At 65.0% G+C, this 26,695-nt stretch carries 25 protein-coding genes; 19 read left to right on the top strand and 6 right to left on the bottom strand.

Going from position 1 to position 26,695, the window contains the following annotated elements; translation table 11 throughout:
- The first annotated feature begins 98 nt into the window (after positions 1-98).
- The 9 genes from ACNHGR_RS09910 (at position 99) to epsC (ending at position 8,767) form a co-directional block, all read left to right on the top strand.
- Positions 99-620 carry a hypothetical protein gene (locus ACNHGR_RS09910; RefSeq protein ID WP_475288383.1) on the top strand — a complete coding sequence of 174 codons (522 nt, stop codon included), beginning with the start codon at positions 99-101 and terminating at the stop codon, positions 618-620.
- Between the two features lie 140 nt (positions 621-760).
- The gene (locus ACNHGR_RS09905; protein WP_184266872.1) at positions 761-1,213 is read left to right on the top strand and encodes a hypothetical protein; all 453 of its coding nucleotides are present in this window, start codon (positions 761-763) and stop codon (positions 1,211-1,213) included.
- Positions 1,210-1,920: a response regulator transcription factor gene (locus ACNHGR_RS09900; RefSeq protein WP_184266870.1), complete on the top strand. Its 711-nt coding sequence runs from the start codon at positions 1,210-1,212 to the stop codon at positions 1,918-1,920. The genes ACNHGR_RS09905 and ACNHGR_RS09900 overlap by 4 nt, the downstream gene beginning before the upstream one ends.
- Before the next feature lie 182 nt (positions 1,921-2,102).
- Entirely contained in the window at positions 2,103-2,801 is a 699-nt protein-coding gene (locus tag ACNHGR_RS09895; RefSeq protein WP_184266868.1) for a carbonic anhydrase, read from the top strand.
- A 3-nt stretch (positions 2,802-2,804) separates the two neighbouring features.
- Positions 2,805-4,301, top strand: a complete 1,497-nt coding sequence (locus tag ACNHGR_RS09890; protein WP_475285765.1) for a SulP family inorganic anion transporter — start codon at positions 2,805-2,807, stop codon at positions 4,299-4,301.
- A gap of 292 nt (positions 4,302-4,593) precedes the next feature.
- Positions 4,594-5,451 carry a TorF family putative porin gene (locus ACNHGR_RS09885; protein ID WP_475285763.1) on the top strand — a complete coding sequence of 286 codons (858 nt, stop codon included), beginning with the start codon at positions 4,594-4,596 and terminating at the stop codon, positions 5,449-5,451.
- Positions 5,452-5,632: 181 nt separating this feature from the next.
- Positions 5,633-6,343, top strand: coding sequence for a response regulator (locus ACNHGR_RS09880; protein WP_184266862.1), 711 nt, complete (start codon positions 5,633-5,635; stop codon positions 6,341-6,343).
- The gene (locus ACNHGR_RS09875) at positions 6,340-7,653 is read left to right on the top strand and encodes an ATP-binding protein (protein WP_475285760.1); all 1,314 of its coding nucleotides are present in this window, start codon (positions 6,340-6,342) and stop codon (positions 7,651-7,653) included. Before ACNHGR_RS09880 ends, ACNHGR_RS09875 begins: the two co-directional genes overlap by 4 nt.
- Positions 7,654-7,759: 106 nt before the next feature.
- A complete protein-coding gene (gene epsC / locus ACNHGR_RS09870) occupies positions 7,760-8,767 on the top strand; it encodes a serine O-acetyltransferase EpsC (protein ID WP_475285758.1) in 1,008 nt (335 codons plus the stop codon).
- A 200-nt stretch (positions 8,768-8,967) separates the two neighbouring features.
- Here the strand turns inward: epsC and ACNHGR_RS09865 are convergent, their stop codons facing one another.
- On the bottom strand, positions 8,968-10,647 hold the full coding sequence (locus ACNHGR_RS09865; protein WP_475285756.1) for an alkaline phosphatase family protein: 1,680 nt from the start codon (positions 10,645-10,647) through the stop codon (positions 8,968-8,970).
- A 77-nt stretch (positions 10,648-10,724) separates the two neighbouring features.
- Here ACNHGR_RS09865 and ACNHGR_RS09860 point away from each other — a divergent pair, with 77 nt between their 5' ends.
- From ACNHGR_RS09860 to ACNHGR_RS09815, 10 genes are all read left to right on the top strand, one after another.
- A complete protein-coding gene (locus ACNHGR_RS09860; protein WP_475285754.1) occupies positions 10,725-12,755 on the top strand; it encodes a protein-disulfide reductase DsbD family protein in 2,031 nt (676 codons plus the stop codon).
- On the top strand, positions 12,755-13,492 hold the full coding sequence (locus ACNHGR_RS09855) for a TlyA family RNA methyltransferase (protein WP_475285752.1): 738 nt from the start codon (positions 12,755-12,757) through the stop codon (positions 13,490-13,492). Before ACNHGR_RS09860 ends, ACNHGR_RS09855 begins: the two co-directional genes overlap by 1 nt.
- A 97-nt stretch (positions 13,493-13,589) precedes the next feature.
- On the top strand, positions 13,590-14,639 hold the full coding sequence (locus tag ACNHGR_RS09850) for an efflux RND transporter periplasmic adaptor subunit (protein ID WP_184266850.1): 1,050 nt from the start codon (positions 13,590-13,592) through the stop codon (positions 14,637-14,639).
- Positions 14,639-17,743 (top strand): efflux RND transporter permease subunit, encoded by a 3,105-nt coding sequence (locus tag ACNHGR_RS09845; RefSeq protein ID WP_475285750.1) that lies wholly within the window; start codon positions 14,639-14,641, stop codon positions 17,741-17,743. Before ACNHGR_RS09850 ends, ACNHGR_RS09845 begins: the two co-directional genes overlap by 1 nt.
- A 25-nt stretch (positions 17,744-17,768) precedes the next feature.
- Positions 17,769-18,317 carry a TspO/MBR family protein gene (locus tag ACNHGR_RS09840; protein ID WP_475285749.1) on the top strand — a complete coding sequence of 183 codons (549 nt, stop codon included), beginning with the start codon at positions 17,769-17,771 and terminating at the stop codon, positions 18,315-18,317.
- A gap of 44 nt (positions 18,318-18,361) precedes the next feature.
- A complete protein-coding gene (locus ACNHGR_RS09835; protein WP_475285747.1) occupies positions 18,362-18,673 on the top strand; it encodes an accessory factor UbiK family protein in 312 nt (103 codons plus the stop codon).
- A gap of 42 nt (positions 18,674-18,715) precedes the next feature.
- Positions 18,716-19,222 carry a YbjN domain-containing protein gene (locus ACNHGR_RS09830; RefSeq protein ID WP_184266842.1) on the top strand — a complete coding sequence of 169 codons (507 nt, stop codon included), beginning with the start codon at positions 18,716-18,718 and terminating at the stop codon, positions 19,220-19,222.
- Between the two features lie 4 nt (positions 19,223-19,226).
- A complete protein-coding gene (gene proC, locus ACNHGR_RS09825; RefSeq protein ID WP_475285745.1) occupies positions 19,227-20,039 on the top strand; it encodes a pyrroline-5-carboxylate reductase in 813 nt (270 codons plus the stop codon).
- Between the two features lie 63 nt (positions 20,040-20,102).
- Entirely contained in the window at positions 20,103-20,606 is a 504-nt protein-coding gene (locus ACNHGR_RS09820) for an asparaginase domain-containing protein (protein WP_184266839.1), read from the top strand.
- An 80-nt stretch (positions 20,607-20,686) separates the two neighbouring features.
- Positions 20,687-20,941, top strand: coding sequence for a hypothetical protein (locus tag ACNHGR_RS09815; RefSeq protein WP_184266837.1), 255 nt, complete (start codon positions 20,687-20,689; stop codon positions 20,939-20,941).
- 45 nt (positions 20,942-20,986) lie between these two features.
- Here the strand turns inward: ACNHGR_RS09815 and ACNHGR_RS09810 are convergent, their stop codons facing one another.
- The 5 genes from ACNHGR_RS09810 to ACNHGR_RS09790 all read right to left on the bottom strand — a co-directional run bounded on the left by ACNHGR_RS09810 (position 20,987) and on the right by ACNHGR_RS09790 (position 26,685).
- Positions 20,987-22,144, bottom strand: a complete 1,158-nt coding sequence (locus ACNHGR_RS09810; RefSeq protein WP_475288382.1) for a pyridoxal phosphate-dependent aminotransferase — start codon at positions 22,142-22,144, stop codon at positions 20,987-20,989.
- A 177-nt stretch (positions 22,145-22,321) separates the two neighbouring features.
- Positions 22,322-22,849: a CarD family transcriptional regulator gene (locus ACNHGR_RS09805; RefSeq protein ID WP_184266835.1), complete on the bottom strand. Its 528-nt coding sequence runs from the start codon at positions 22,847-22,849 to the stop codon at positions 22,322-22,324.
- A 247-nt stretch (positions 22,850-23,096) separates the two neighbouring features.
- Entirely contained in the window at positions 23,097-23,435 is a 339-nt protein-coding gene (fdxA, locus tag ACNHGR_RS09800; RefSeq protein ID WP_120250657.1) for a ferredoxin FdxA, read from the bottom strand.
- Between the two features lie 147 nt (positions 23,436-23,582).
- Complete coding sequence (locus ACNHGR_RS09795) at positions 23,583-23,879, bottom strand: RNA-binding S4 domain-containing protein (protein WP_475285742.1); 297 nt, start codon at positions 23,877-23,879, stop codon at positions 23,583-23,585.
- Positions 23,872-26,685, bottom strand: a complete 2,814-nt coding sequence (locus ACNHGR_RS09790; RefSeq protein ID WP_475285740.1) for a helicase-related protein — start codon at positions 26,683-26,685, stop codon at positions 23,872-23,874. The genes ACNHGR_RS09795 and ACNHGR_RS09790 overlap by 8 nt, the downstream gene beginning before the upstream one ends.
- Between the last annotated feature and the right edge of the window lie 10 nt (positions 26,686-26,695).

Raw genomic sequence — 26,695 nt, 5'->3', positions numbered from 1 at the left:
TGACATAGTTCAGGCCGAAAGGGGCGCATAGAACAACGCGCGGCACATGCTGGGAGGGGGCAGGCCGCACGACCATTTGGAGCTGTGCCTTGCACATCATGACTATCGATTTCGAGGCGTCCTGCCTGCCGCGCCATGGACGGTCCTTCCCGATCGAAGTGGGGATAGCGGATGGCGGCATGGCCCGCAGCTGGCTGATCCGTCCGCATGACGACTGGGCCGGCTGGGACTGGACCCCGGAGGCGGAAGCGCTGCATGGCCTGAGCCGCGAGCGGATCGAGCAGGAAGGACAGCCGGCATCGGTGGTGCTGGCCGAGCTGATCGCGGCGACGCAGGGGCGCCGTATCGTCGCCGACAGCCTGATCGACCAATATTGGCTCGATACGCTGGCCGCCGCCGCCGGCATGCCGTCGCCTTTCCATATCCATCATGTCGTCACCCTGTTCGATGAAGAGCAGGCGGACGAAGCGCGAGTCGCGGCCGCCGTGTCCTTCGCCGACGGGCAGGGGGCGACCCGGCATCGCGCTGCGGGCGACGCGCTGTGGCTGTCCGCGCTGATCGGCCATGTTCGCGGTGCGGTTGCCCCGGCACCCGCGCCGATATTGCTGGCGGCGCAATGAATCATTGCCTGAAAGCTGGCCCCAGCAATGATTTGTTACGTTCGGCAAATTACGGAGACATTTGCCAGCCTTAATCCTCTCTCATCCGCATCTGCCCGGCCAAGATGGCGCAGATCGACCATGTCGCAGAGGAGAAGCCCATGTTCCTTATTCTGGCATCCAGCGTGGCGGCGCTCGCCGTTGCCCCCAGCACCATCCACAGCGCCGATATCAGCCATGGCGCACAGGCATACACCGCCAGCTATCATGCCCAGCCGGCGATCAGCCTGCGCCAGGTGGAGCCGCGCTTCGCCAATCGCGGCGCGATCCCGGTATGCCGCTGGCAGGCTGACGTCACCGTGAACCGGGCGGTGGCTGCGCAGGGGCAGGCGCTTCCTGCCTTCGGCAAGGCGATCCATCGCTTCGCACCGCTGTCGGGCAGCTATGCCGGCACCTGTACCGCCGCCCGCAGCCAGATCGACGCGCAGGTCGCACGCTATGCCGCCGCTCGATCGGCCGAAGCGGTCGCCGTGGCGCAGCAGGATCGCGCCGTGCTGGTGAACGAACTGGACGGCGTACACGCGCTGACCAAGGGCGCCGTGAAAGGCGGATGAGCCCACCGCTGATATTGATCGCAGAGACGCATCAGGATCTGCGGCACAAGATACGCGAATATCTGGAGCAGAGCGGCTTTCGCGCGCTGCCGGCGGCTTCGGCCCATGATATCTACACGGCCCTGACCAGCACGCCGGTTGGTGCCGTCGTGCTGGACGCGGCGCTGCGCGGGCCGGACGGGCTGGATCTGTGTCGCGATGTGCGCGAACGCAGCGACGTGCCCATCATCCTGGTCGCGGCGAACAGTTCGGAGGTCGACCGGGTGGTCGGGCTGGAGCTGGGCGCGGACGACTATATGGCCAAACCCTATTCGGCGCGCGAACTGGCGGCCCGGCTGCGCGCCGTGCTGCGCCGGGGGCGGGGCGAGCGGGCCTTGGGCCTGCGTCGCCAGACCGAGGCGATCTTCGAAGGCTGGGTGGTCGATTTTGCCCGGCGTGAGGTGACCGCCCCGGATGGGGAAGGGATAGAACTGACCGCGGCGGAATTTTCCTTGCTGTCGGTCTTCCTCGATCATCCCCAGACGGTGATCGCGCGGACCCGCCTGATGGAACTGGCGGGCGTGCGCGACACGCCCTCTTCGGATCGCAGCATCGACGTGCTGGTCAGCCGCCTGCGCCGCAAGCTGGGCGAGGGCGGGCGTGCCGCCCCGATTGTTACAGTCCGCGGCGTCGGATACATGTTCAGCGCGGCGGTCGACCGGCGCTAACCGGCAAAGGATTGCGCAAAACCGCCATTTTTCGCGGTTTTGCGCCATTCCGGCCTCTTCATAGGCCAGACATAGTTTTTAACAATCCCGCTGCGCCGCAGCAAAAACCCTTGTCTATCCTTCAAACTACACCGGTCCGCCCCCTGGCCGGAGATAGTCATTCAAAGAAGAGGATAGACTCCATGAACGAGCTTATCGGTCGCGTTTTTGACTTTGAAACCAAGGTCTACCCCAGCGAAAGCACGCTGTACAACCAGCTGGCCAACCATGGCCAAAGCCCCAAGGCGCTGATGATTTCCTGCGCGGATTCGCGCATCGTCCCCGAACAGATCATGCAGGCTGCACCCGGCGACCTGTTCGTCTGCCGCAACGCCGGCAACATCGTGCCGCCGCATGCCAGCCAGTTGGGCGGCGTGACCGCGACGGTCGAATATGCCGTCATGGTGCTGGGCGTGCGCGATATCATCGTGTGCGGTCACAGCGATTGCGGCGCGATGAAGGCACTGGCGACCAATGCCGACCTGACAACTATGCCGAATGTCGCCGCCTGGCTGCGGCACAGCCATGCCGCGCAGAAGGTGTGCAGCGAAAATTACCCCGCCGACCTGAGCGACGCCGAAAAGCTGCGCAATATGGCGCTGGAAAATGTCGTGGTGCAGTTGGCCCATCTGCGCACCCATCCGTCGATCGCGTCGGGCATCGCTCGTGGCGAAATCGCGCTGCACGGCTGGTATGTCGATATTCACGCGGGTCAGGTTCTTGGCCTGGACGGCACCACCGGTCGCTTCGCGCCGCTGCGCGAAGGTGCGCCGATGCCAGTCGCTCTTCCCCAGGGTCGTCGCCTCGCCGGCGAGGCTCTTTATGCCCAAGCGGCGGAGTAAATCATGCTGAAGGCTCTTTCCGGCGGCAATTTCGGCCGCGACTTTACGGCGTCGATCGTCGTCTTCCTGGTGGCCATGCCGCTTTGCATGGGCATCGCCATTGCGTCCGGCGTGCCGCCGGAAAAGGGCCTTATCACCGGTATCATCGGCGGTATCGTCGTCGGCCTGCTGGCGGGTTCGCCGTTGCAGGTCAGCGGCCCGGCCGCTGGCCTGGCCGTCATCGTCTTTGAAATCGTGCGCGAACAGGGGCTTTCGGCCCTCGGCCCGATCCTGATCCTGGCGGGCGCAATTCAGGTTGTTGCCGGTCTGCTGAAGGTGGGCGGCTGGTTCCGCGCCATTTCGCCGGCGGTTGTCCATGGCATGCTCGCCGGGATCGGCGTGCTGATCGTGGTCGGCCAGTTCCATGTGCTGTTCGACGATAAGCCCTTGTCGAGCGGCCTGCATAATCTGATCGCCATGCCGGGTCAGATTCTGGGCCTGTCGAACGGCGACGCGGCCACCGCCTTCGCGGTCGGCCTCGTCACCATCTTCGGCATGCTCGGCTGGGAGAAGTTCCGCCCTGCTTCGATGAAGCTGGTGCCGGGCGCGCTGGTCGGCGTGGTGCTGGCGACGATTGTGGCCTTCGCCCTTGGCCTCAATGTTGCCCGCGTCGTCGTGCCCGAATCGATCGTCGCGGCGGTCAGCCTGCCCGAACAGGGCCTGCTGGCGCAGTTGCTGAACCCGACCGTCATCACCACCGCGATCGCCATCGCCTTCATCGCCAGCGCCGAAACGCTGCTGTCGGCCGCTGCCGTCGATCGCATGCATGACGGCGTGCGCACCAACTATAACAAGGAACTGAGTGCGCAGGGCGTGGGCAATCTGCTCTGCGGCTTTGCCGGCGCACTGCCGATGACCGGCGTCATCGTCCGCTCCTCCGCCAACGTCCAGGCCGGGGCCAAGACCCGCCTGTCGGCGATCCTGCATGGCATCTGGATCCTGGGCTTTGTTGCCCTGCTGCCTTGGTTGCTGCGTGAAATCCCGATGGCGGCGCTGGCCGGCATATTGGTCATCACCGGCGTCCGCCTGGTGAGCGTCGCCCATGTCAAGCATCTGTTCCACCTCTATGGTCCGCTGCCGGCGATCGTGTGGGCGGCCACGCTGATCTGCGTCGTGGCGACCGACCTGCTGACCGGTGTGCTGGTGGGCATCGGCCTGTCGATGCTGGAACTGTTGCCGCATGCGACCCGCCTGCGCCTGAAGGTCGAGGATGCGAGCCGCGGGGAAGCGCATGAAGTGGCGCTGCGCGGCACGGCGACCTTCCTCAGCCTGCCCAAGCTGTCGGCCAAGCTGGAATCGCTGCCGGCCGCCGGCCTCGTCATCCTGAATGTCGAGCGGCTGGGCCATATCGACCATACCTGCGCGGAAATGCTGCGCGAGTGGGTCGATCGCCGCCGTGGTGCTGGCGCGCCGGTGGAATATTTTGGCGCAACCGGACGGATGCGCCAACTGGTCGCCTGACCCCCCTCAAGAAAACAGGCGACATTTTGAGCCGCCGTGCCTGCTCCCGGGCGCGGCGGTTTCTTTTGTCTTCATTGCTGCAAGAAATGTAATAGCAATATTATATTATCCGAATAGCAAAGAACCGTGCCTTGCATATCACAGCGGGGCCGATCCTTTCGCAACTGCGGTAAAAGCGGTTTGCGGGACGGGCGGTAGAGCATAGTTCAAGGGCATCTGCTGGCATCGGGGGCGATCAAAAACAGATCCCTGGGCGGCGGATGCAGGACGGAACATTCCAACGTAAAGGGGAATGTTCATGAAGTACCAAATCGCCTGTGCCGCCCTCGCGCTCCTTTCCAGCGCCCCGGCTTTTGCACAGGAAGAACCCGCCAGCCCCGTCACCGTTTCCGGCAGCGTCGGCCTCGTGTCCGACTATCGCTTCCGTGGCGTGTCGCAGTCGGACAAGGCCATGGCCGTGCAGGGCGGTATCACCGCAACGCATGAAAGCGGCGCCTATGTCGGCACCTGGGCATCGAACCTGGCCGGCTGGGGCACCTTCGGCGGCGCCGGCATCGAACTGGACCTGTTCGCTGGCTATGCCATCCCGCTGAACGAAACCACCACGCTGGACGTCGGCCTGACCTGGTACATGTATCCGTCGGGTGCGGATGAAACCGATTTCGCCGAACCCTATGTCAAGCTGTCCAGCCAGCTCGGCCCGGTCAAGGCCCTGGTTGGTGTCGCCTATGCGCCCAAGCAGCAGGCGCTGGGCAAGTGGTACAATAATTCGGTCAGCTACGCTTCGGGCATCCCCGACAATCCCGGCAAGAAGAACGACAATTTCTACAGCTGGGTTGACGTGAGCGGCGCCGTACCGAACACCCCCGTGTCGCTGAAGGCGCATCTGGGCTATTCGAAGGGCAATAGCGGCCTGGGCCCGAACGGCACTTCGGTCGCGCCGACCGGCAAATATATGGACTGGCTGGTCGGTGCCGATCTCGCCATTCCTGGTACGCCGCTGACGCTGGGCGTTGCCTATGTCGACACCGACATCGCCCGCGTCGAGGAAAACTACATCCGTCCCAATTTCGAGGTCGTGGACGCCGACAATGCCGGCAAGTCGATCGCGCGCAGCCAGATCGTCTTCTCGCTGACGGCGGCCTTCTGATCCGACGCCCTTGGATTGATTGAAAAGGGCCGGTTCGACATCATGTCGGGCCGGCCCCTTTCGCTGTCGTGACAAATTGTTGCTCCAGTCGCGATTGCCCCGCCGGGCGGCGTCGCGCGGTTGACCCCCGATAGGGTGGGGCCTATCTCCCGATCATGACATTTTGTGCGCTGATGCTTTCATGACCGCCCCGTCGATCATCCTCGTCGAAGACGATCCGCCGCTGCGCACGCTGACCGCCCGCGCGCTTCAGGAACATGGCTATCAGGTGCGGCCCGCATCCTCCGGCCCGGAAATGTGGGTGGCCTTCGATGCCGGCCCGGTCGATCTGGTGGTGCTGGACGTCATGCTGCCCGGCACCAACGGCATTGACCTCTGCCGCCAGATCCGGCGCAAGAGCGACGTGCCCATCATCTTCATCAGCGCCAAGGGCAGCGAGACGGACCGGATCGTCGGGCTGGAACTGGGCGCGGACGATTATCTGCCCAAGCCGTTCGGGACGCGCGAGCTGATCGCCCGCATCCGCGCCATCCTGCGTCGCGTGGGCGTGGAACGCGGCCCGGACGAGCATCGCGAGAGCGAAGCCCATTTCGACGGCTGGAGCGTCAATTTCCCCCGCCGTGAACTGCGCTCGCCCACTGGTGCGATCGTCGAACTGACCGGCGCGGAGTTCGACCTGCTCGGCTCCTTCCTCAGCCACCCGCAGCGCGTCATTGCGCGCGAACGGCTGATCGAACTGTCGCGTACCCGCATGGGCGATAGCAGCGACCGCAGCATCGACGTGCTGGTCAGCCGTCTGCGCCGCAAGCTGTCCACCGAAGACAAGGGTGCGCCGATCACCACCGTGCGCGGCGTCGGCTATATGTTCAACGCAGAGGTCAGCCGCGCTTGAGACGGCATGTCAGGGGATCGCTGGGGCTGCTCGGCCGGCTCTTCGCGATCCTGCTGCTGACCGTCACGCTGGAATTTGCCGTTGGCACGCTGGTCTATGAACGGGCCAGCCACTTGTCCTTGCAGGATGACGAGGCACGGCGCCTGGCCGAGCATCTGGTCATCGCGCGCAAGCTGTTGCTGGAGCAGCCGCGTGGCGAGCGGCCGGCGCTGGGCCTGCAACTGACCACCGATCGCTACGACGTCCACTGGTCGCCCGCCGCGCCGCCGCCGCCGCCTTTGTCACCCGAACTGGAGCGGATGCGGCGCCAGATCATCGATTGGGAACCCAGCCTGGAGAAATCCGGCCTGTGGCTGCGCCTGACGCCGGGCCGCCATTCGGAAATCAACGGCGGCTTGCAGTTGCATGACAGCAGCTGGCTCTATTTCGGCATGCACCATAGTGGCGGCAAATGGGCCTTCACCATTGGCCGCATGGGGCTGGCGCTGATCCCGGTGCTGGCGCTGCTGCTCGCCGGGTTGCTGCTGATCCGCCGCACGCTGGCGCCGCTGCGTGACCTGACCCATGCGACGCACAAGATCGGCCGCGGGTCCGAAGTGATCGTGCCGGAAGCGGGCACGAACGATGTGCGCAACCTCATCACCGCCTTCAACGCGATGCAGGCGCGCATCCACCGCCTGATCGACGAGCGAACCGAGACGCTGGCGGCGGTCGGCCATGATCTGCGCACGCCGCTTGCCCGGCTGCAATTGCGGCTGGAAATGGTGAAAGACCCCGAAGTGCAGGAGGCGATGGGCGGCGACCTGGAGGAAATGGGGGCGATGCTGGAATCGCTGCTCGCCTTTCTGGGTGGGGAGAAAGACCCCGAACCGTCCGTGCGCACCGACATCGCCGTCAGCATCGCCACCATCGTCGATGCGTTTCAGGATCATGGTCAGGACGTGGAATATGACGGGCCGGACCATCTGGAAATGGAAGTGCGCGGGCTGTCGCTCCGCCGCGCGGTGCGCAACCTGATTGAAAATGCGCTCCATTATGGCGACCGTGCCCGTGTCTCGCTGGCGCGGAAGGGGAGCGAGGTGCTGATCCGCATCGATGATGACGGCCCCGGCATCCCGCGCGAACGGCTGGAAGAAGTGCTGCGGCCCTTCTCGCGTCTGGACGACGCACGCCAGCGTAACACGCGCGGGCTGGGGCTGGGCCTTGCCATCGTGCAGAAGGCGGTGCTGGCAGAAGGAGGGCAGTTCCTGCTCGCCAACCGGCCCGAGGGCGGATTGCGCGCCGAAATCTGCCTGCACCTGCCGAAATGAGCGGGCGCAGCTAAAAGAGAATCTGGCCTCCCCCAAGCAAAACTCGTTTATCGCCCTCCCTGCCACCACGCTATGTCCCGCGCATAAGCGCATGAAGGCGGACAAGATGACGGACGGACAGGGTAGAGAAGAAGCGGGCGAGGACTATTGGGATATCGACCGGCTCGTCGCGGAGCTGAGCGCGGCGCGTAGCCGTTGGCGGCAGTCGCAGAAGCATCATGCCGAATATGGCGCGGAAGGCTTCCCCTCGCGCGACAATCTGGCGAAGATCATGCAGGCCTTGTGCGGCGCGCTCTTTCCGCTGCGCCTTGGGCCGAGCTTCGTGCGTTTGCATAATGAGGACGCCTATGTCGCCGGAACGCTGCAAACCGTGCTCAGCCGCCTCTATGGCCAGATCCGGCTGGAACAAATCTATGCGCTGAAAGGCCAGCCTGCGCAGGCGGTGGACCGGGAAGCGGCGCGCATCATCGCCGGCTTTGCCGACAGCCTGCCGGCGCTGCGCCAGTTGCTCGATACCGATGTCGACGCCGCCTTTCTGGGCGATCCGGCGGCGCGCAGCGTGGACGAGGTACTGATCTGCTACCCCTCCATGCTGGCCATCATCCATCACCGGCTGGCGCATCGGCTCTATGAATTGGGCGCGCCGCTGGTGGCGCGGATCATTTCGGAGATCGCCCATGGCAAGACCGGGATCGACATCCATCCCGGCGCCAGGATCGGCCAGTCCTTCTTCATCGACCATGGCACCGGCGTGGTCGTTGGCGAAACCGCGATCGTGGGCGACCGGGTGCGCCTCTACCAGGGTGTGACGCTGGGCGCGCGCAGCTTTCCGGCGGACGAGAAGGGCGCGCTGGAAAAGGCGCTGCCGCGCCATCCGATCATCGAGGATGATGTGGTGATATATGCCGGCGCGACGATATTGGGGCGGATCATCGTGGGCAGCCGGTCGGTCATTGGCGGCAATGTCTGGCTGACCGACAGCGTACCCGCCGACAGCAATGTCCGTCAGGCCAAGGCCCAGCATGAAGTGACCAGCCGCGTCCAGGTGTCCGCGCCGCACCGCGTCCACGCCCTGATCGAGGAATCGACCGACGGCGTGGGAGAGAATATCTGAAGCAAGGGTGGCCGGGTTTCTACACCTCTCCCGTTTTCACGGGAGAGGTGTAGAAACCCGCGCAGAAGGCGTGGGAGGGTAAGGGCCGTATGGGCAGGCGCGCTCTTTGGCTCGCTTACCCTCATCGAACTTCGCCTAACCGGCTTCGCTGCTAAGGCTTCCTATCCTTCTCTCGTCGGCGGGAGAAGGAATGCAGGCGCTTATTGCGCGCAGCTGTCGCCATTGCCGGCGATCAGGTCGAGGCAGCGGCCGTCAATCTGGTCCTTGGGCACCGGCAGCTTGATGAGCGCGGCGAGCGAGGGCAGGATGTCGACCGTCTCCACGCCCAGCGGCTGTTCGAAATGCTGCATCCCCTTGCGCCAGAAGAGGATCGGCACGCGGCGATCCGTGTCCCAGGGCGAACCATGGGTCGCGACCGCGCCCATCACCGCCTGTTCGGGGATCGACATGACGCGGGGCTTGAGCAGCAGCAGCAGGTCGCCTGACCGTTCCGGATCGAAACTGGCGCGCGCCTCCTGAATCAGGCTCCAGCTTTCGGGCGGGCCGGAGGGCGAAGGGGTGGCGGCGATCTGCGCCTTGGTAAAGACCGTCTCCACCTGCGGATGGGCGCGCAGCAGCTTGAGCGCTTCGGCTTCCACCCGTGCGCGCTGCGCGGCGGTCAGCCCCTTGTCGAAATAAAGGTCGCCGGCCGGCCCGTCGCCCCAGATCACCTTCTTGCCCGCCAACCCGGCCTTTTCGGCGACAGCATTGCTCAGCGCCTTGGGCGTCAGCGCCATGTCGACGCGCTGTTCCATCGGCATGGCATTGAGGCGATGGCGTTCGGGCAGGTCATGGCCGCCATGGTCGGCGGTCAGCACCACGACATAGTCGATGCCGTCCTTGTCCAGCCGATCGAAAAAGGCGCCGAGTTCATGGTCGAGCCGATCGATCTGGATACAGCTTTCCGTGCCTTCGGTGCCATAGGTGTGGCCGACATAGTCGGTCGCCGACAGGCCGATCGAGATGATGTCGGTCTGTGCCTGCTTGCCCAGGTCCATATTCTCGATCGCGGCGGCGGCGAAGGCCAGCGTCATCGCATCCTGTTCGGGAGAGATACGGAATGCCTTGTAATCGCCCGCCGCCCGGGCGAAGCGACCGGTGCCGACGCTGCGGTCGCCGGCCTTGACCGCGAAATCCTTCGACACGCACTGGGCCGGCAGGTCGAAGCCGGCATTGGGCTGCGCCAGCCGCGCGGCCATCGCTTCGTTCACCTTGGCGACCAGCGGCGGGGTGGCGATCCCCTTGTAGCTGACATAGCCCTGCGGGCCGCCCAGCCACCAGACCTGATCGGCGGTGCCGCCGCCCATCATGATCGCCGCGCGATCCTTGCCGGCGACGGACACGACGCGGGTGGCGGGGTTGGCCGCCTTCATCCGGCCGCCCAAAGTGGGCACCTTCAGATGCAGCGGCGAAGCGACATAATTGTCGCTGTTGCTGCCCGGCTGGTTCTCGTCCTCGGCGCAATAGACATTCTTGTCTTCGCGCTTGGCATTCAGGTCGAACCAGTTGTTCGCGATGATGCCGGTGCGCGACGGGCGGCTGCCGGTCAGGATGGTGGAATGGCCGGGGCAGGTTTCGGTCGCGGCATGGCTCTGATAGCCGCGCGGGAAGACCGCGCCCTCGGTCGTCAGGCGCTTGAGGCCGCCGGTATAATATTGGCGATATTCGCTGAACAGGTCGGCGGAAAACTGGTCGACGCTGATCGCGACGATCAGCTTTGGCCCAGAGGCAGGAACGGTCGCGGGTGCGGCTGTTGCGGGGGCGGGGCTTTGCGCCACGACCGGCGCGATCGGGGCGAGCGCGGTGGCAAGCAACAGAGCGGCGGCGACTCGTTTCAACATATTCTATGACCTTCTCATGCCTTGACGGCGGATAGGGAGCGACCTAGCCCCCTTGCATCCACGCGACCAGAGGCCCGATGCGGATTTTTCAAGTCATATTCATGACGCTTGCCCTGTTGGCAGGCCTGTCCGATGCCAAGGCGCAGAGTGCCTTCGGTGGTGGCGCTGCGCATATCGCAGCCCGTCTGGAGGCGGAGAGCGCCACGCCCAGGGCAGGAGAGGGCACCACCATCGCCTTTGCCATGCTGCCGGAACAGGGTTGGCACGGCTATTGGCAGAATCCCGGGGATGCCGGCCTTGGCATGAGCGTCGACTGGACTCTGCCCAAGGGCGTCACGGTCGGCGCCTTGCGTTATCCGGTGCCAGAAACACTGCTGATTTCCGGCCTCATGAACCATGTCTATGAAGGCCCCTATGCTGTGCTGGCGGACCTCAAGGTCGCGGCCGATGTAGCGCCGGGCACGCGCCTGCCGGTCCGGGCGAAGGCACAATGGCTGGCCTGCACCGACAAGGTGTGCGTGCCCGAAGGGGGCGAACTGACGCTGGACCTTGTCGTGGGCGATGGTCAGGTCGTGACGGCGACTCGCGGCCGGTTCGATGGCTGGCGCACCCATTTGCCGCGGCCGCTGGGATCGGAAGCGACCTATGCCGTCAAGGACGGCAAGCTGCGCTTGTCCGTGCCCTTCCCGGCAAGCGCGCAGGCCAGCGATGTGCATCTCTTCCCGCTGACCGACGGGTTCGCCCGCTATGCTGCGCCGCAGACGGTGACGCGGCAGGGCGACGCGCTGCTGCTGGAAACCGACGCGGCGGACGGAGAAAAGGGCGGTACCGTGCAGGCGGTATTGCGCACAGGCGATCATGTCGGCTTCCTGCTGGCGGCCAGGCCGGGCGAAGTCACCGGCGCGGCACCGGACGGTGGCCCATGGGGCGCCATCCTCGCGGCGTTGGGCGGGGCGTTGCTGGGCGGATTGCTGCTCAACATCATGCCCTGCGTCTTCCCCATTCTGGGCCTCAAGGCGATGAAGCTGGCCAAGGCGGGCGGCGATGAACGGACCGTCCGGCGGGAGGCGCTGGCCTATACCGCTGGCATCATCCTTACCTGCCTCGCGCTGGGTGGACTGCTGCTGGCGTTGCGCGCGGCGGGCAGCGCAGTCGGCTGGGCATTCCAGTTGCAAGACCCGCGCATCATCCTCGCGCTGCTGTTGCTGGTGACGGCGATCGCTTTCAACCTCGCCGGCCTGTTCGAGCTTCGCGCCTATGGCGGTGGTGAAGGCTTGGTGGGGAAGGGCGGCGTCGCTGGTTCCTTCTGGACCGGCGCGCTGGTGGCTTTCGTCGCGACGCCCTGTACCGGGCCGTTCATGGCGGCGGCAATGGGCGCGGCGCTGCTGTTGCCCTTGCCGGCGGCGCTGGCGGTGTTCGCGGGGCTGGGCCTTGGCCTTGCGCTGCCTTTCCTGTTGCTCGCTTGGGTGCCGGGGCTTCGCAAAGGTTTGCCTAAGCCCGGCGGCTGGATGGGGACATTCCAGAAAATCCTTGCCATCCCGATGTTCCTGACCGCGCTGGGCCTTGCCTGGTTGCTGGGCCAGCAACGCGGCGTATCGGGTATGACCATCGGCCTGTGTGCGGCGCTGCTGCTGGCGCTGCTGCTCTGGTGGCTGGGCGGTCGTCAGCGGCTGGGCAAGGGCGGGGGCCTGATCGCCGCCATCGCCGGTCTGGCGATCCTGACCGGGGGCGCTTATGCGCTGCCGACCAGCGCGCCGGCCGTCGCGAAAGCAGGCGATTCAACTGTCCAATTCGCTGTCGCAAAACTCGCCGAACTGCGTGCCGCGAACAAACCGGTCTTCCTCTATTTCACTGCCGACTGGTGCCTGACCTGCAAGGCCAACGAAGCCGCCGCCATCGACCGCGCCGAAACGCGCGCGGCGTTCGACAGGGCCGGCGTCACCGTCATGGTCGGCGACTGGACCAATGCCGATCCCGCCATCACCCGTTTCCTGGAGAGCCAGGAACGGTCTGGCGTTCCCCTTTACCTCTGGTATGCGCCGGGCAAGGAGGCCCAGACCTTGCCGCAATTGCTGACCCCCGCCACCCTGACTGCGCTGGTGCCCTGATGGCGAAAGTGCGTGCCGACCAGTTGCTCGTCGACAATGGCCTTGCCGAAAGCCGTGCCCGCGCGCAGGCGCTGATCCTCGCCGGCCTCGTCTATCTGGGCGACAAGAAGGTGGAGAAGGCCGGGCAGCAGGTGCCGGCCGACGCGGACCTCGACGTGCGTGGCCGTGACCATCCCTGGGTATCGCGCGGCGGTATCAAGCTGGCGCATGCGATCGAGGAATTTGGCATAGACGTCACCGGTTTCGTCGCCATTGACGTCGGCTCATCGACCGGCGGCTTCACCGACGTACTGCTGACGGGTGGCGCGGCGAAGGTCTATGCGGTCGACAGCGGCACCAACCAGCTCGCCTGGAAGCTGCGGTCGGACGAGCGCGTCATCGTCCATGAACAGACCAGCGCCCGTATCCTGACCGACGCCCATATACCCGAAGCGGTGGACATCATCGTCTGCGATGCCAGCTTCATTTCGCTCGCCAAGGTGCTGGAAAAGCCGATCACCTTCGCCAGGCCCGGTGCGCAGATGGTCGCGCTCATCAAGCCGCAGTTCGAAGCGCGGCGCGAGGAAGTAGGCAAGAATGGCGTCGTTCGCGATCCCGCCGTGCATGAGCGGGTCTGCGCCGAGGTGCAGGATTGGGCGGTGGCGCAGGGCTGGACTGTCGCGGGACTGACGCAAAGCCCGATTACCGGGCCTCAGGGCAATGTCGAATTTCTCCTCTATGCCCGGCTTGGCGGATAACGAGTTCAGCTTCGTTCTCAGCCCCCGACATATACTGATACATATTGCGACAAAGCTTCCCATTGTGTCGCCCTGAAAGGCCCGATAGCCCTCCGCCATGCGTCCTTATTTGCCTGTCATTCTCACCGCCCTTTGTCTTGCCGGTTGCAGCGGCGAAAAGCAGCAGAAGCCGCGCGCCGTGCCGCTGGTCGAAACCCAGCCCATCGCGGCGGCAGCCTTCACTGATGACCTGGAGGCGGTTGGCACCGCGCTGGCCAATGAACAGGTCGTCCTGTCCGCGCCAGTGACGGAAAGGATCGAGGCGCTGAACTTCGCCGATGGCGGTTTCGTCGCAAAAGGGCAGGTGATCGCCCGGCTGGCCGTTGGTCAGGAACAGGCCGAACTGGCCGCGGCGGAGGCGACCGCCTTGCAGGCCGGCCAGCAGTTGCAGCGCATCCAGGCGCTCAAGGATCGCGGCTTTGCCACGGGGGCCACGCTGGAACAGCAGGTTGCGCTGTCCAATGCGGCGCGGGCCAATGCGCAACTGGCCCGTGCATCGATCGGCGACCGGGTGATCCGCGCGCCCTTTGGCGGCTGGGTGTCGCTGCGCACCGTGTCGCCCGGCGCGATCGTGACGGCGGGGACGCCGATCGCCACGGTCAGCGACATCAGCCGGATCAAGCTGGACTTCACCATCCCCGAAACTCGGCTGGCGATGATCCGCCCCGGCATGCCGATCAAGGCGGTGTCGGCCGCGTGGCCCGACCGTCCGTTCAACGGCACCATCGCCACCATCGACCCCATCATCGACCCCGCCACGCGCGCGGTGAAGGTGCGCGCAATCCTGCCTAATCCCGATCATGCGCTGAAACCCGGCATGTTGCTGACCGTCAGCGTCCTCGCCCGTCAGCGCCAGTCGCTGTCCGTGCCGGAATTGTCGGTCGTGGGGGATGGGGACGAACGCTTCGTCTTCCTGATCGAGGACCATGTTGCCAAGCGGACCAAGGTCAGCACCGGTATCCGCCAGGATGGCCGGGTCGAGATATTGGGCGGCGTGAAGCCGGGCCAGATGGTCGTGACCGAAGGCGTCGTGAAGCTGACCGATGGCGTGACCGTGCGCCTGCCTGGTGAAAAGGCGAAGGATGGCAAGGAAAAGGCAGCCCGCTGATGCAGCTGTCCGATCTTTCCGTCCGCCGCCCGGTCTTCGCCGCGGTCGTCGCAGTGCTGCTTTGCATCGTCGGCATCGTCGGGTGGATGAGCCTGTCGGTGCGCGAATATCCCGATACCGACCCGCCGATCGTGTCGGTCGAAACCAGCTATACCGGCGCTGCCGCCTCCGTCGTGGAGAGCCGCATCACCCAGCTGATCGAGGATGCGGTCGCGGGGGTGCAGGGCATCCAGACCATCACCTCCACGTCGCAGGACGGCACGTCGAACATCAATATCGAGTTCGACCCCTCGCGCGATATCGACACGGCCGCCAATGACGTGCGCGACCGGGTCGGGTCGGTGGTGGAGGATCTGCCCGAGGATGCGCTGGCGCCCGAAATCCGCAAGGTCGATTCCGACGCGCGCGCCATCCTCTTCCTCGCCTTTTCCCGGCCTGGCTGGACCCCGATCCAGATCAGCGACTATCTCGACCGCAATGTCGCCGACCGCTTCGCCGCGATCGACGGCGTCGCCCGCGTCAATATCGGCGGCGAGGCGCGGCCTTCTACTCGCATCTGGTTCAATGCCGAAAAGCTGGCAGCCTTCGGCCTGACCCCGGCCGATGTCGAGGCTGCGCTGCGCACCCAGAATGTCGAACTGCCTGCAGGTCGTTTCGAATCGAAGGACCAGAACCAGACGCTGCGCGTCGAACGGCCCTTCGCAACGCCGGATCAGTTCGCGCAGTTGGTCGTCGGGCGCGGCACCGACGGCTATCTCGTCAGGCTCGGAGACGTCGCCCGGATCGAGGAGGGGGCGGAAAATCCCTATAGCAGCTTCCGTTCCAATCAGGGCACGGCGATCGGCCTTGGCATCATCCGCCAGTCGGGCGCCAACACCCTGGCCGTCGCGCAAAAGGCCAAGGCGCTCATCAAGGAACTGGAGCCGACCCTGCCCAAGGGGATGCGCGTCGCCGTAGGCACCGACGAATCGCTGTTCATCGAGCGCGCGATCGACAATGTCTATGATACGTTGGCCGAAGCGGCCTTGCTCGTCATCCTCGTCATCTTCCTGTTCCTCGGATCGGTGCGCGCCACCATCATTCCGGCGGTCACGGTGCCCATCTGTTTGCTGGCGACCTGTGCGGTCATGTGGTTGCTCGGCCTGTCGATCAACCTGCTGACGCTGCTCGCCTTCGTGCTGGCCATCGGCCTGGTGGTCGACGATGCCATCGTCGTGCTGGAAAATGTCTATCACCGGGTCGAGCAGGGGGATGATCCGCTGGTCGCCGCCTATCTCGGTACGCGGCAGGTGGGTTTTGCGATCATATCCACGACGCTGGTGGTCTGTGCCGTGTTCGTGCCGGTCATGTTCCTCGCCGGCCAGACCGGCCTGCTGTTCCGGGAACTGGCGATCGCGATGATCGCCGCCATTGCCTTCTCCGGCTTCATCTCGCTCAGCCTGGCGCCGATGATGTGCTCCAAGCTGCTCAAAAATGCCGAGCGCGGGCGGCTGGCGCGCTGGATCGACGATCGGTTCCAGCGGCTCGAACAGGGCTATGCCCGCTGGCTGGACGGCGCATTGCGCAAGCCGTTGCTACCGCTGCTGGCTGTGTTTCTCTTCCTGGGCGTCGCGGGCTTCTTCTTCACGCGCCTGCCGAGCGAACTGGCCCCTGCCGAAGATACCGGCGTGGTGGAGGCGCAGATCAGCGCACCCGAAGGTACGGGCTTCGTTCGCATGATGGCCTATATGAAGAAGATCGAGGATGATCTTGCCTTCCTGCGCAAGGACGGCACGCTTCAGAATCTGGTCATCCGCGCGCCGGCTGGCTTTGGTGCGACCGACGATTTCAACAGCGGCAACGTCATCGCTTTCCTGCGCCCCTGGGAAGACCGCACCATCACCACGGCCGAGGTCGCGACCATCGTCAACAAGGTGATTGCCGACCAGCCCGGCGTGCGCGGCAACGCCGCACCACGATCGGGGCTGGGGCGCGGGCGCGGCCTGCCGGTCAATATCGTGCTGGCCGGGTCCACCTATGAAGGGCTGGTCGCCGCGCGCGACCGGATCATGGCGGCCGCCGCCGCTTATCCCGGCCTGATAAACGTCGACAGCGATTACAAGGAAACCAAGCCGCAGATGCGGATCGAGGCCAATCTGGCCCGCGCGGGCGATCTGGGCGTATCGGTCAACGATGTCAGCCAGGCACTGCAAAGCCTGCTCGGTTCCCGCCGCGTCGGCACCTATGTCGACCGGGGCGAGGAATATCGCGTGCTGGTGCAGGCGGAAGAGGACGGGCGCCGGACCGTGGCGGATCTGGAACGGATCAATGTCCGGTCGCGCACCGGCGCGCTGGTGCCGCTGTCCACGCTGGTCACCGTGCGCGAAGTCGCCGGGCCGCGCCAACTCAACCGCTACAACAAGCTGCGTGCCATCACCCTGACCGCTGCGCTGGCGCCCGGTACTTCGCTGGGCGAAGCGTTGGGCTTCCTGGAGGATCAGGCGCGCCAGTCGCCCGAGGTGCTGGCCATCGGCTATCGCGGCGAAAGCCAGTCGCTGCGGGAAACCGGCGGATCGATCTGGCTGGTGTTCGGCCTCACCATCCTGCTTGTCTACCTGCTGCTGGCTGCCCAGTTCGAAAGCTTCGTCCATCCCGGCGTCATCATCGCCACGGTGCCGCTGGCGGTTGCGGGCGGTGCGCTGGGGCTGGCGATCACGGGGGGCACGATCAACCTCTACAGCCAGATCGGCATCGTCATGCTGGTGGGTCTGGCCGCCAAGAACGGCATCCTGATCGTCGAGTTCGCCAACCAGTTGCGCGACGAGGGGATGGAGATTGCCGAGGCCATTCGCGAAGCCGCCAAGCGGCGCCTTCGCCCGATCCTGATGACGTCCATCGCAACCGTCATCGGCGCGGTGCCGCTGGTCATTCGCGGCGGGGCAGGGGCGGCGGCGCGCCATTCGATCGGTACGGTCGTTGTGTTCGGCGTCAGCCTGGCGACGCTCATCACGCTGTTCCTCATTCCGATCTTCTATTCCCGCGTTGCCAAGCGCACGGTTTCTCCGCAAACCGTCAGTCGAAAGCTGGATTCGGCGCTCAAGGATTCGCCGGACCCCGCCGAATGAGAGGCTTTTTGGAGCTGCGTTGCCGATGAACGAGATTGCGTCGCCCGGTCAGTTGCGTCTTGCCTATCTGCGCTGGGCGCTGGTGACGGTGCCTGCGATCGTCTTCCTCGGCTTCATGTCCGGACGCCTTGCCAATAGCGGTTATGGCAATCGCTGGTTCGATGCGCTGGAAAAGCCGGCGCTGATGCCGCCGGGCTGGCTGTTCGGCGTCGCCTGGACCATCCTCTATGTGCTGATGGCGCTGGCCTTCGCCATCGTTCTGCATGCGCGGGGCGCACAGGGGCGGGGCGGGGCCATCGTTCTGTTTCTGGTGCAATTGCTGCTCAACCTGACCTGGTCGCCGCTCTTTTTTCGCGCGCATCAGGTCGGCAGCGCGCTGGCGCTGATCCTGATCCTGACGGTGCTTGTGGCGGTGACGACCGCGTTGTTCTGGCGCATCCGCCGCTTCGCCGGCGTGCTGCTGCTGCCCTATCTGGCATGGCTGGCCTTCGCCTCTTTCCTCAACTATGAGATCGGCCGCCTGAACCCCGACGCGGCGACCCTTGTCGCCCCGGCTCTCAGAACCCAGATATGATATATGGGCGCGCCGAACCGCGCGCCGCAGGAAGGACAAGTGCAATGCAGAGCGAAAACCGCTTCTTCGACGATCTGGCCAAGCTGGTGAACGGTGCTGCCGGCACCGTGGCGGGCATGACGCGCGAATTCGAATCCAACGCGCGTGAACGGGCGAAGGACTGGATCGGCGGCATGGATTTCGTGTCGCGCGAGGAATTTGACGCGGTGAAGGCCGTCGCTGCCGCCGCGCGCGAAGATGTCGAACTGCTCAAGGCGCGCCTCGACGCGCTGGAAGGCAAGGCGGGTGAACCAGTGACCAAGTCGGTCAAGGCCGCCAAGGCCAAGCCGGCGGGCGGGGCGAAGGACGCTGACTGATCGCTTCTGTCTTTTCGCCGCATGCGGTGATAAGGCGCGCCGATGATGGATAGTGACGAATTTGAACATGGCGGCGGGGAAGCCGCGCCGATCGACATGCTGGCTGCCTATTTCGAGGCGCATGGCTGGAGCCATGAGCAGGTCGGTGAGGATGAGATCGTCGCGAATACGCAGGGCTCCTGGGCGCAATATGAGCTGCGTGGCATCTGGCGCGACGAGGATCAGGTGCTGCAACTGCTGGCGCTGCCCGACATTCGCGTCAGTGAAGAGAAGCGCGGCACCATCTACGAGACGCTGGGCCTCATCAACGAGCAGTTGTGGCTGGGCCACTTCGAACTCTGGTCCTCGAGCGGGATCATCCTGTTCCGTCATGGCGCGCTACTCGGCGCGGGCGGTACGCTGACGCTGGATCAGGCGCAGTTGCTGATCGAAACCGCGATCGATGAATGCGAGCGCTTCTACCCGGTGTTCCAGTTCGTGCTGTGGGGCGGGAAGACTCCGACCGAGGCGATTTCCGCCAGCCTGATCGAAACCCGCGGGGAAGCCTGATCCCATGACTGCGCTCTGGCCCGATCATCTGTTCCTCATCGGCTGCGGCAATATGGCGGGCCAGATGTTGTCGCGCTGGCTGGAACAGGGTCTTGATCCGGCGCGCGTCACCGTGCTGCGCCCCAGCGGCAAGGCGGTGGCCGACGGTGTTGCGGTGGTCACCGATTATCCCGCCGCATTGCCCGCCGGCACCACCGTGCTGCTGGGCATGAAACCCTATCAGATTGCGGATGTCGCAGCTGCGCTGGCGCCGCTCTGCGGGGCGGACATGCGGATCGTGTCGATCCTCGCCGGCACGACATTGGCCGAACTGCGTAGTCGTTTCCCAACCGCGCGCAATATCGTGCGTGCCATGCCCAATCTGCCGGTGGGGCTGGGAGAAGGCGTGACGGCATTGTTCAGCGACGACGCCACCGATGCCGCCGCGCGCGATGCGATCGATGCATTGATCCAGCCGCTTGGCCTGGTCGAATGGATTGATGAGGAAGCGCTGTTCAATCAGGTGACGGCCTTGTCGGGCTGTGGTCCGGCCTTCCTGTTCCGCTTCATCGACGCGCTGGCCCGGGCGGGCGAGGCGATCGGCATTCCCGCCGATCAGGCCGCACGAATGGCACTGGCGACGGTGCAGGGATCGGCGAACATGGCCGCGTGCGCCTCCGTCAGCCCGGCGGCGCTCGCCGATCAGGTCGCCAGCCCCGGCGGCATGACGCGGCAGGGCCTCAACATGCTGGATGCCGATGACCGGCTGCTGGCGCTGTTGACCGATACGCTGGCTGCTGCCCGTGACCGGGGCGAAGCGATGGCGCGCGGGGAATAAGGGCGGTTTCGGTTGGACCGCTTTTAGGCTAGAGGGCGCGAAAATTTGCCCCTGGAGTCGCTTATGTTGTCGCCCGAAACCCCGATCCTGCTGCTTACGACCGGCGGGACGATCGACAAGATCTATTTCGATGCCCTGTCCGACTATCAGGTCGGCGAGACGGTGATGGCCAAGCTGCTGGACGTGGCGCGGGTCAAGCGTCCCTTCCGCATCGAAGAAGTGACCCGCAAGGACAGTCTGGAACTGGACGATAGCGATCGTGCGCTGATTGCCGCCCGGGTTGCCGCCGCGCGGGAAAAGCATGTCGTCATCACCCATGGCACTGACACCATGACCGAAACCGCCAAGCACCTGGCCGGGATCGAGGGCAAGACCATCGTGCTGGTCGGCGCGCTGGCGCCTGCGCGTTTCGGCGAAAGCGACGCCAGCTTCAACCTCGGTATGGCCTTCGCCACGGCGCAGGTGGCGGAACCGGGGGTCTACATCACCATGAGCGGTTCGGTCTTCCGCGCCGACAAGGTGGTGAAGGATCGCGCCAAGGGGGCCTTCGTACCGACGCAGGACTGATCCGCACCGTCTCGCTCCCGGAACAACATGTGCCGCCCGGCATTGAGACGGGCGGGTGGCGTGACGAGGAGGAACGAGACATGACCGACAACCGGTCCGAATATCAGGAGCGTCCGGTGACGCACACGACCGTGATCGAGAAGCGCGGCGGCGGCGGCACGACCATCGCAATCCTGCTGCTGGTGGTCGTGGTGGCAGTGGCCGCCTTTTTCCTGATCAGCAGCCAGACCAGCAAGGATAATGCGGTATCGAGCGCAGCGGATCAGGTGGGGCAGGCCGCCAGCGATGTCGGCGATGCAGCGAAGGACGCGGCCGGCGCAGTCAAGAAGGACTGAATATGAAGGGGCTGACGGGCATGTTCGCCAGCCCCTTATTATTTGTCAGACCATGATCTTGTCGAGCGCGGTGCAGAATGCCTGCATGTCCGCCATCGATCCGACCGTTACGCGCGACATGGTGGGCCAGGGTGCCCATGACCGGCCGATGCCGACGCCTGCCGCAAGGAACTTGTCCTGCACGCCCTTGGCCGGCTTGCCCCAATCGATCATGAACATGTTTGCGTCGGACGGGATGAACTTGATCCCGCGCTTCTTCAGGTGAGCGAAGGTATAGTCCCGCGCCGCGATCATTTCGGCGCGGCGCTGCTCGATCAGCGCCTTCTGCGTCAGGGCGACCGTGCCGCACACAACGGAGGGCAAAGGCAGGTTGGTCGACATGCGCTTGCCGTCATAGCGCATCAGTTGCTCGTGCAGCGCCGGCGACGCGATGGTCGCGCCAAGGCGCATGCCGGCCATGCCGAACAGCTTCGAGAAAGTGCGCAGCACAACCACGTCGTCGCGCTTGGCGGCCAGATAGGCGGCAGATTTGCCATGGGAGAAATGCAGATAGGCTTCGTCGACCAGCACGACCGAACCCGCGGGCTTGTTGGCCACGAGCCATTCGATGTCCTCGATGGGCGTCAGCGTGCCGGTGGGGTTGTTGGGCGAACAGACATAATAGAGGCCGGCCTGCGGATCGGCGGCCAGCATTGCTTTCACATCATGGCGATGATCGGCGGTCAGCGGAACCTTGGTCACCTTGGCACCGGCCCATTCGGCGGTGCCCCAGGGCTGTTCATAGCTGACATCTGCCGTCACCAGCCCCTTTTTGGGCGAGCAGAAGGCCACGACGATGCGCGAAAGCGGATCGCTGGAGCCGGGCCAAGGCAGGATATGGTCCGCCGGGACGCCTTCGATCGTACCCAGCGTCTTCTTGAAATCGATGATTTCGGTGCCCGGATGATAGAAGTTGGAATGGCCGATGATCTTCGCCGCTTCCGCTTGGGCGACGGGGAAGGGGCCGGTCCAGCATTCATTGGAGCCGATGCGGACCTTGGGAAAATTGCCCTCTTCCGGGCCGTCGTTGCGCTGCGCCCAGAGCGGTGTGCCGGCACTGGCGGCCGCGACGCCCGCGCCCAGCACGCCCATGATCCGGGCCGCCTGGCGCCGGGAATAGCCGCGTTCGAAAAGATCCTGCCGTGCGTCCGATTGATCGTGCATCATATTGTTTCCCTGTCATGCTGTCACAGGGAAAGAGACGGACGAGGGCGGCTTTTCCGCAGTCCTGCGGCGGGTTGGGATAGGGTTGGGATTGCAGGGCAAAAGAAAAGGACGCCCCTTGCGGGACGCCCTCCTCATGATCCGGCATGCCGTTGACGGCTCAGCCGAAAAAGCTCGTCAGCCTTCGACCTTCGCATGCTTGGGCGCGGCTTCGTTCAGGATGCGCAGAATCTTCTTGAGCGCGGTCGGCTCGTCCGTCTCTTCCATCGCGGCGAGTTCGCGGGCGAGGCGGCTGGACGCGGCTTCGAAGATCTGGCGTTCGGAATAGCTCTGTTCCGGCTGGTCGTCGGCACGGAACAGGTCGCGGGTCACTTCGGCGATCGACACAAGGTCGCCCGAATTGATCTTCGCTTCATATTCCTGGGCGCGGCGCGACCACATGGTACGCTTCACCTTGGGCTTGCCCTTGAGCGTTTCCATGGATTCTTCGAGGGTCTTGTTCGAGGACAGCTTGCGCATGCCCACGCCTTCGGCCTTGTTCGTCGGCACGCGGAGCGTCATGCGCTCCTTTTCGAAGCGGAGCACATAAAGCTCCAGTTCCATGCCCGCAATCTGCTCCTTCTGAAGCTCGATCACACGGCCTACGCCATGCTTGGGGTAAACGACATAATCACCAACGTCAAAGGACAGCGCCTTGGCAGCCATTTGATACCTTTCCAATACAACCGGGGAACGGGCCGTCGCGGGGCAGATGCGCGAAACAAATGCCGAGGGGTCCACGGCGCCACCGTCAAGACATGAAGCGTATTCTCCAAAGCCGGATGATAGGGAGCATCCGGCCGTCGCGGACCTATTTAGCAGATTCGTAACAAAATTACCACCCCCGGACACAATGTCTGGGGGTGGGCCCGTTCATGTGGCGCAATATGGGACGCTGAAGCGGTTAAGCGGCTTAGCTGCCTTCACCCGGTTCGGGCGAGAAGAACTTCTCCAGCTTGTTCTCGACGCCGCTCATTTCGTCGGCATCGGCTGGCGCTTCGCCCTTCACCGTGATGTTCGGCCATTCGGCGGAAAATTTGGTGTTGAGTTCCAGCCATTTTTCCAGGCCGTTCTCGGTATCGGGCAGGATCGCCTCGGCCGGGCATTCGGGTTCGCACACGCCGCAGTCGATGCATTCATTGGGGTTGATGACCAGCATATTCTCGCCCTCGTAGAAACAGTCGACGGGGCAGACCTCGACGCAATCCATATATTTGCAGCGGATGCAATTGTCGGTCACGACATAGGTCATTGTCTGGGCACTCGTTGGATTGGAAAAACGCGGCCCTGCTATGCCCCGCGCGCGCGAAGGTCAATGAGGATATTGTTGTCAGGCATTTAGGGACGGTTTCGTGCGAAAGACTCGCAATTTGGAGTGTTGCCGCGCGTGGCTTTGGCTTCACCCGCCGACTGTCAGCTCCTCATAGCAGGCCTGCGCTTCGGGCGCGGGGCCGCGTCTGGCCGGCAGGGCGATGACGCGGACGACGCGGACCGTGTCGGAATGGGGGAATGTGATGAGGTCGCCCGCGCGCACCGGCGCGTGGGCGCGCTCGATACGGCGGCCGTTGAGGCGGATATGGCCGTCCTCTGCCAGCTTCTGCGCGGCCGAGCGGCTCTTGGAGAGCCGCGTGAACCACAGATATTTGTCGATGCGCAGCGTCGGCCCGTGGCCGATGCCGGTCACCGGATCAGCCATTACGACCGAGCAGGTCGGCAAGGCCCGCAAAGGCATTGTTGACCGGTGCGGGCGTGCTGCCGGGTGAGGACGCACGGGAATGGGGACGAGGCGGGCGCCCATCCTTGTCGGACCGGCGGGGGCCGCCATCCTTGCCATCGCGCGGCTGCCGGGCCTGCTGGCTTTGTTGCGGACGACCATTTTGCGGCCGACCTTGCTGGGGACGGTCGCCGCGGGCCTTCTGACGCCCCTTGAACGCCCAGTTGGCGCCGGAGGCCGGGGCCGCCTGCGCTTCGGCAGCGCCCTCGGCGGACTGCGAATCTTCGGCCGGCTCTGCGCCTTCCACCGTTGCCTCGGTGCCTTCCGGCGCAGTCTCGGCTACGGCAGCCGGAGCCTGCGGCGTGACCGGGCGGAATCCGGCGAGGCGCATCAGTTGCAGGAAGGACGGTTCCGACAGGCCCAGCGACACGATCTGCGGGCTGGCATGGGTGAATGGCTCGTTCCTGGCGATCGCCTCATGCGCGGCACGGGCCATGCGTTCGGCCATGTCGATGCGCAGCATCTGGTCGCCGAACCCACGGAAGCCGGCGATGCGCGCGCCCATCTGCTCGAACTTCTCGCCAGCCGGGATCAGCGTCAGGCCGGCGCCGGGCAATGGCAGGCAAGGCTTGGCGATGCGGGCCGCCAGCAGCGCCGAACGCCAGCGCGCCGCGCCGGGCTTCAAAAGGCCGGGATGATAGATGTCGAGCACGCCGATATCGATGCCGGCCTTGCGCAACAGATGGCGCTGATCCTTGTCGAGATGGCCGAGCGCCGAATCAAGGTCGGTGCGGGCGATCACGCCGCCGGCATCGCCGAGTTGTGCGAAGACGGCGCGCACGACGGCGGGAACTTCCGGATCGGACGCGCTCTCGCTCATCTTGACGAGGGGCAGGAGATGCTTCTGCTTCTGCGCTTCGACCCAGGCGGCGAGGCGGGTGACGACCTGCTTCTGCACATCCTGGCCCAGGCTAAGTAGCGCGCGATCCAGCCGAATTTCCGGAGCAAGCAAATTTGGTCCCGCCAGCAGCGACGCCACCGGCGTTTCGCCCCAGGCGATGCCCGGTGCCTGTCCTGCTTCGTCCATGAGCGCGAAATCCGTATCCGCCGCGCCCACCAATTCGTCTGCCTTCACTCGTAATACCTTTCCAAGGCGCCGTTCCGCGGCCGCCAGCAACATCTTTCTGTCCTGATGTCGCGTAGCGGGATCGACCGAGAATCGGAAGCCGTCAAGTCGCCCGATTGTCTCACCATCGACGCAGACCGTCCCATCCTGCTCCACCGTGACCGGCAGGTTGCTCGCATTCTGCCCAATATCGCGTAGCAGAACGGAGGTGCGCCGGTCGACAAAACGCTGCGTCAGCGCGGCGTGCAGCGCATCGGACAGCTTTTCCTCCAGCGCGCGGGTGCGCTCCGCCATTTCGGCCGGATGGGCCAGCCAGTCGGGGCGATGGGCGATGTAGGACCATGTGCGCGCGGCGGCGATCCGACCCGACAAAGTGTCGATATCGCCCTGCACCGAATCGAGCCGGGCGAGATTCTGGGCGAACCAGTCGCGGGGAATATAGCCGGTCCCTTCGGACAGGAACTGCCAGATGCGGCTGACGGTGCGGCTATGATGTTCCGCGCCGAGTTTCTGGAAATCAGGCAGGCCGCAGGCATTCCATAGCCGCGCCACCTGCCGCTGGCCCTTGGCCCGTTCGGCGACCAGCGGATCTTGCGCCATGCGACGTAGCACGGCCAGGTCGACGGCTTCGGGCGCGGCGCGCAGTTCGGGGCGCTGGGGCTTCTGCTCCAGATCGGTCAGCAGATGCTCCAGCCGGTCGGTGCGGGGGGTGCCGTTGCGCCAGAAAAGCTGTTCGACCGGCGGGAAGCGATGCGCTTCGATCGCCTCGATCTCTTCGGGCGTGAAGGCAGCGTCGCCATCCTCCCCGCCCAGGCTACCGAAGGTGCCGTCCTTGTGATGGCGCCCCGCGCGCCCGGCAATCTGCGCCATTTCACTGACGGTCAGGCGGCGGCTGCGGCGGCCATCGAACTTGCGCAGCGATGCGAAGGCGACATGGGCGACATCGAGGTTCAGGCCCATGCCGATCGCATCGGTTGCGACCAGATAATCGACCTCGCCATTCAGGAACATCTGGACCTGCGCATTGCGGGTCCGGGGGCTGAGCGCACCCATCACCACCGCCGCGCCGCCCCGGAAGCGGCGCAGCATTTCGGCGACGGCGTAGACCTCCTCGGCCGAGAAGGCGACGATCGCAGAGCGCTTGGGCAGGCGGGACAGTTTCTTCGCGCCGGCATAGCTGAGCGTCGAAAAGCGTGGCCGGCCGATAATCTCGATATCCGGCACCAATGCCTTCACGACACGGCTGATGCTGGCGGAACCCAGGATCATCGTCTCCTCCCGGCCCCGCGCGCGGAGCAGTCGGTCGGTAAAGATATGCCCACGTTCCGGGTCCGAGCCCAGTTGCGCCTCGTCCAGTGCGACGAAGGCAAAATCCTCCTTGATGCCGGTTTCCCGCCCGCCGCTGAGCGGCATGGATTCCGCCGTGCACAGGAAATAGCGCGCGCCCGGCGGCACGATCTTTTCCTCGCCGGTGATGAGGGCGACCAGTTGCGGTCCCTTGATCGCGACAACCCGGTCATAGACTTCGCGGGCCAGCAGGCGCAGGGGAAAGCCCATCATGCCGCTGGAATGGCCGCACATGCGCTCCACTGCGAGGTGTGTCTTGCCGGTATTGGTCGGACCCAGGACGGCGGTGATGGGGGAACGGGCGAACTGGGCCATGATGTCCGCT

Source organism: Sphingobium sp. RS1 (assembly GCF_056156825.1).
This window is presented reverse-complemented; position numbering and strand designations above follow the sequence as displayed.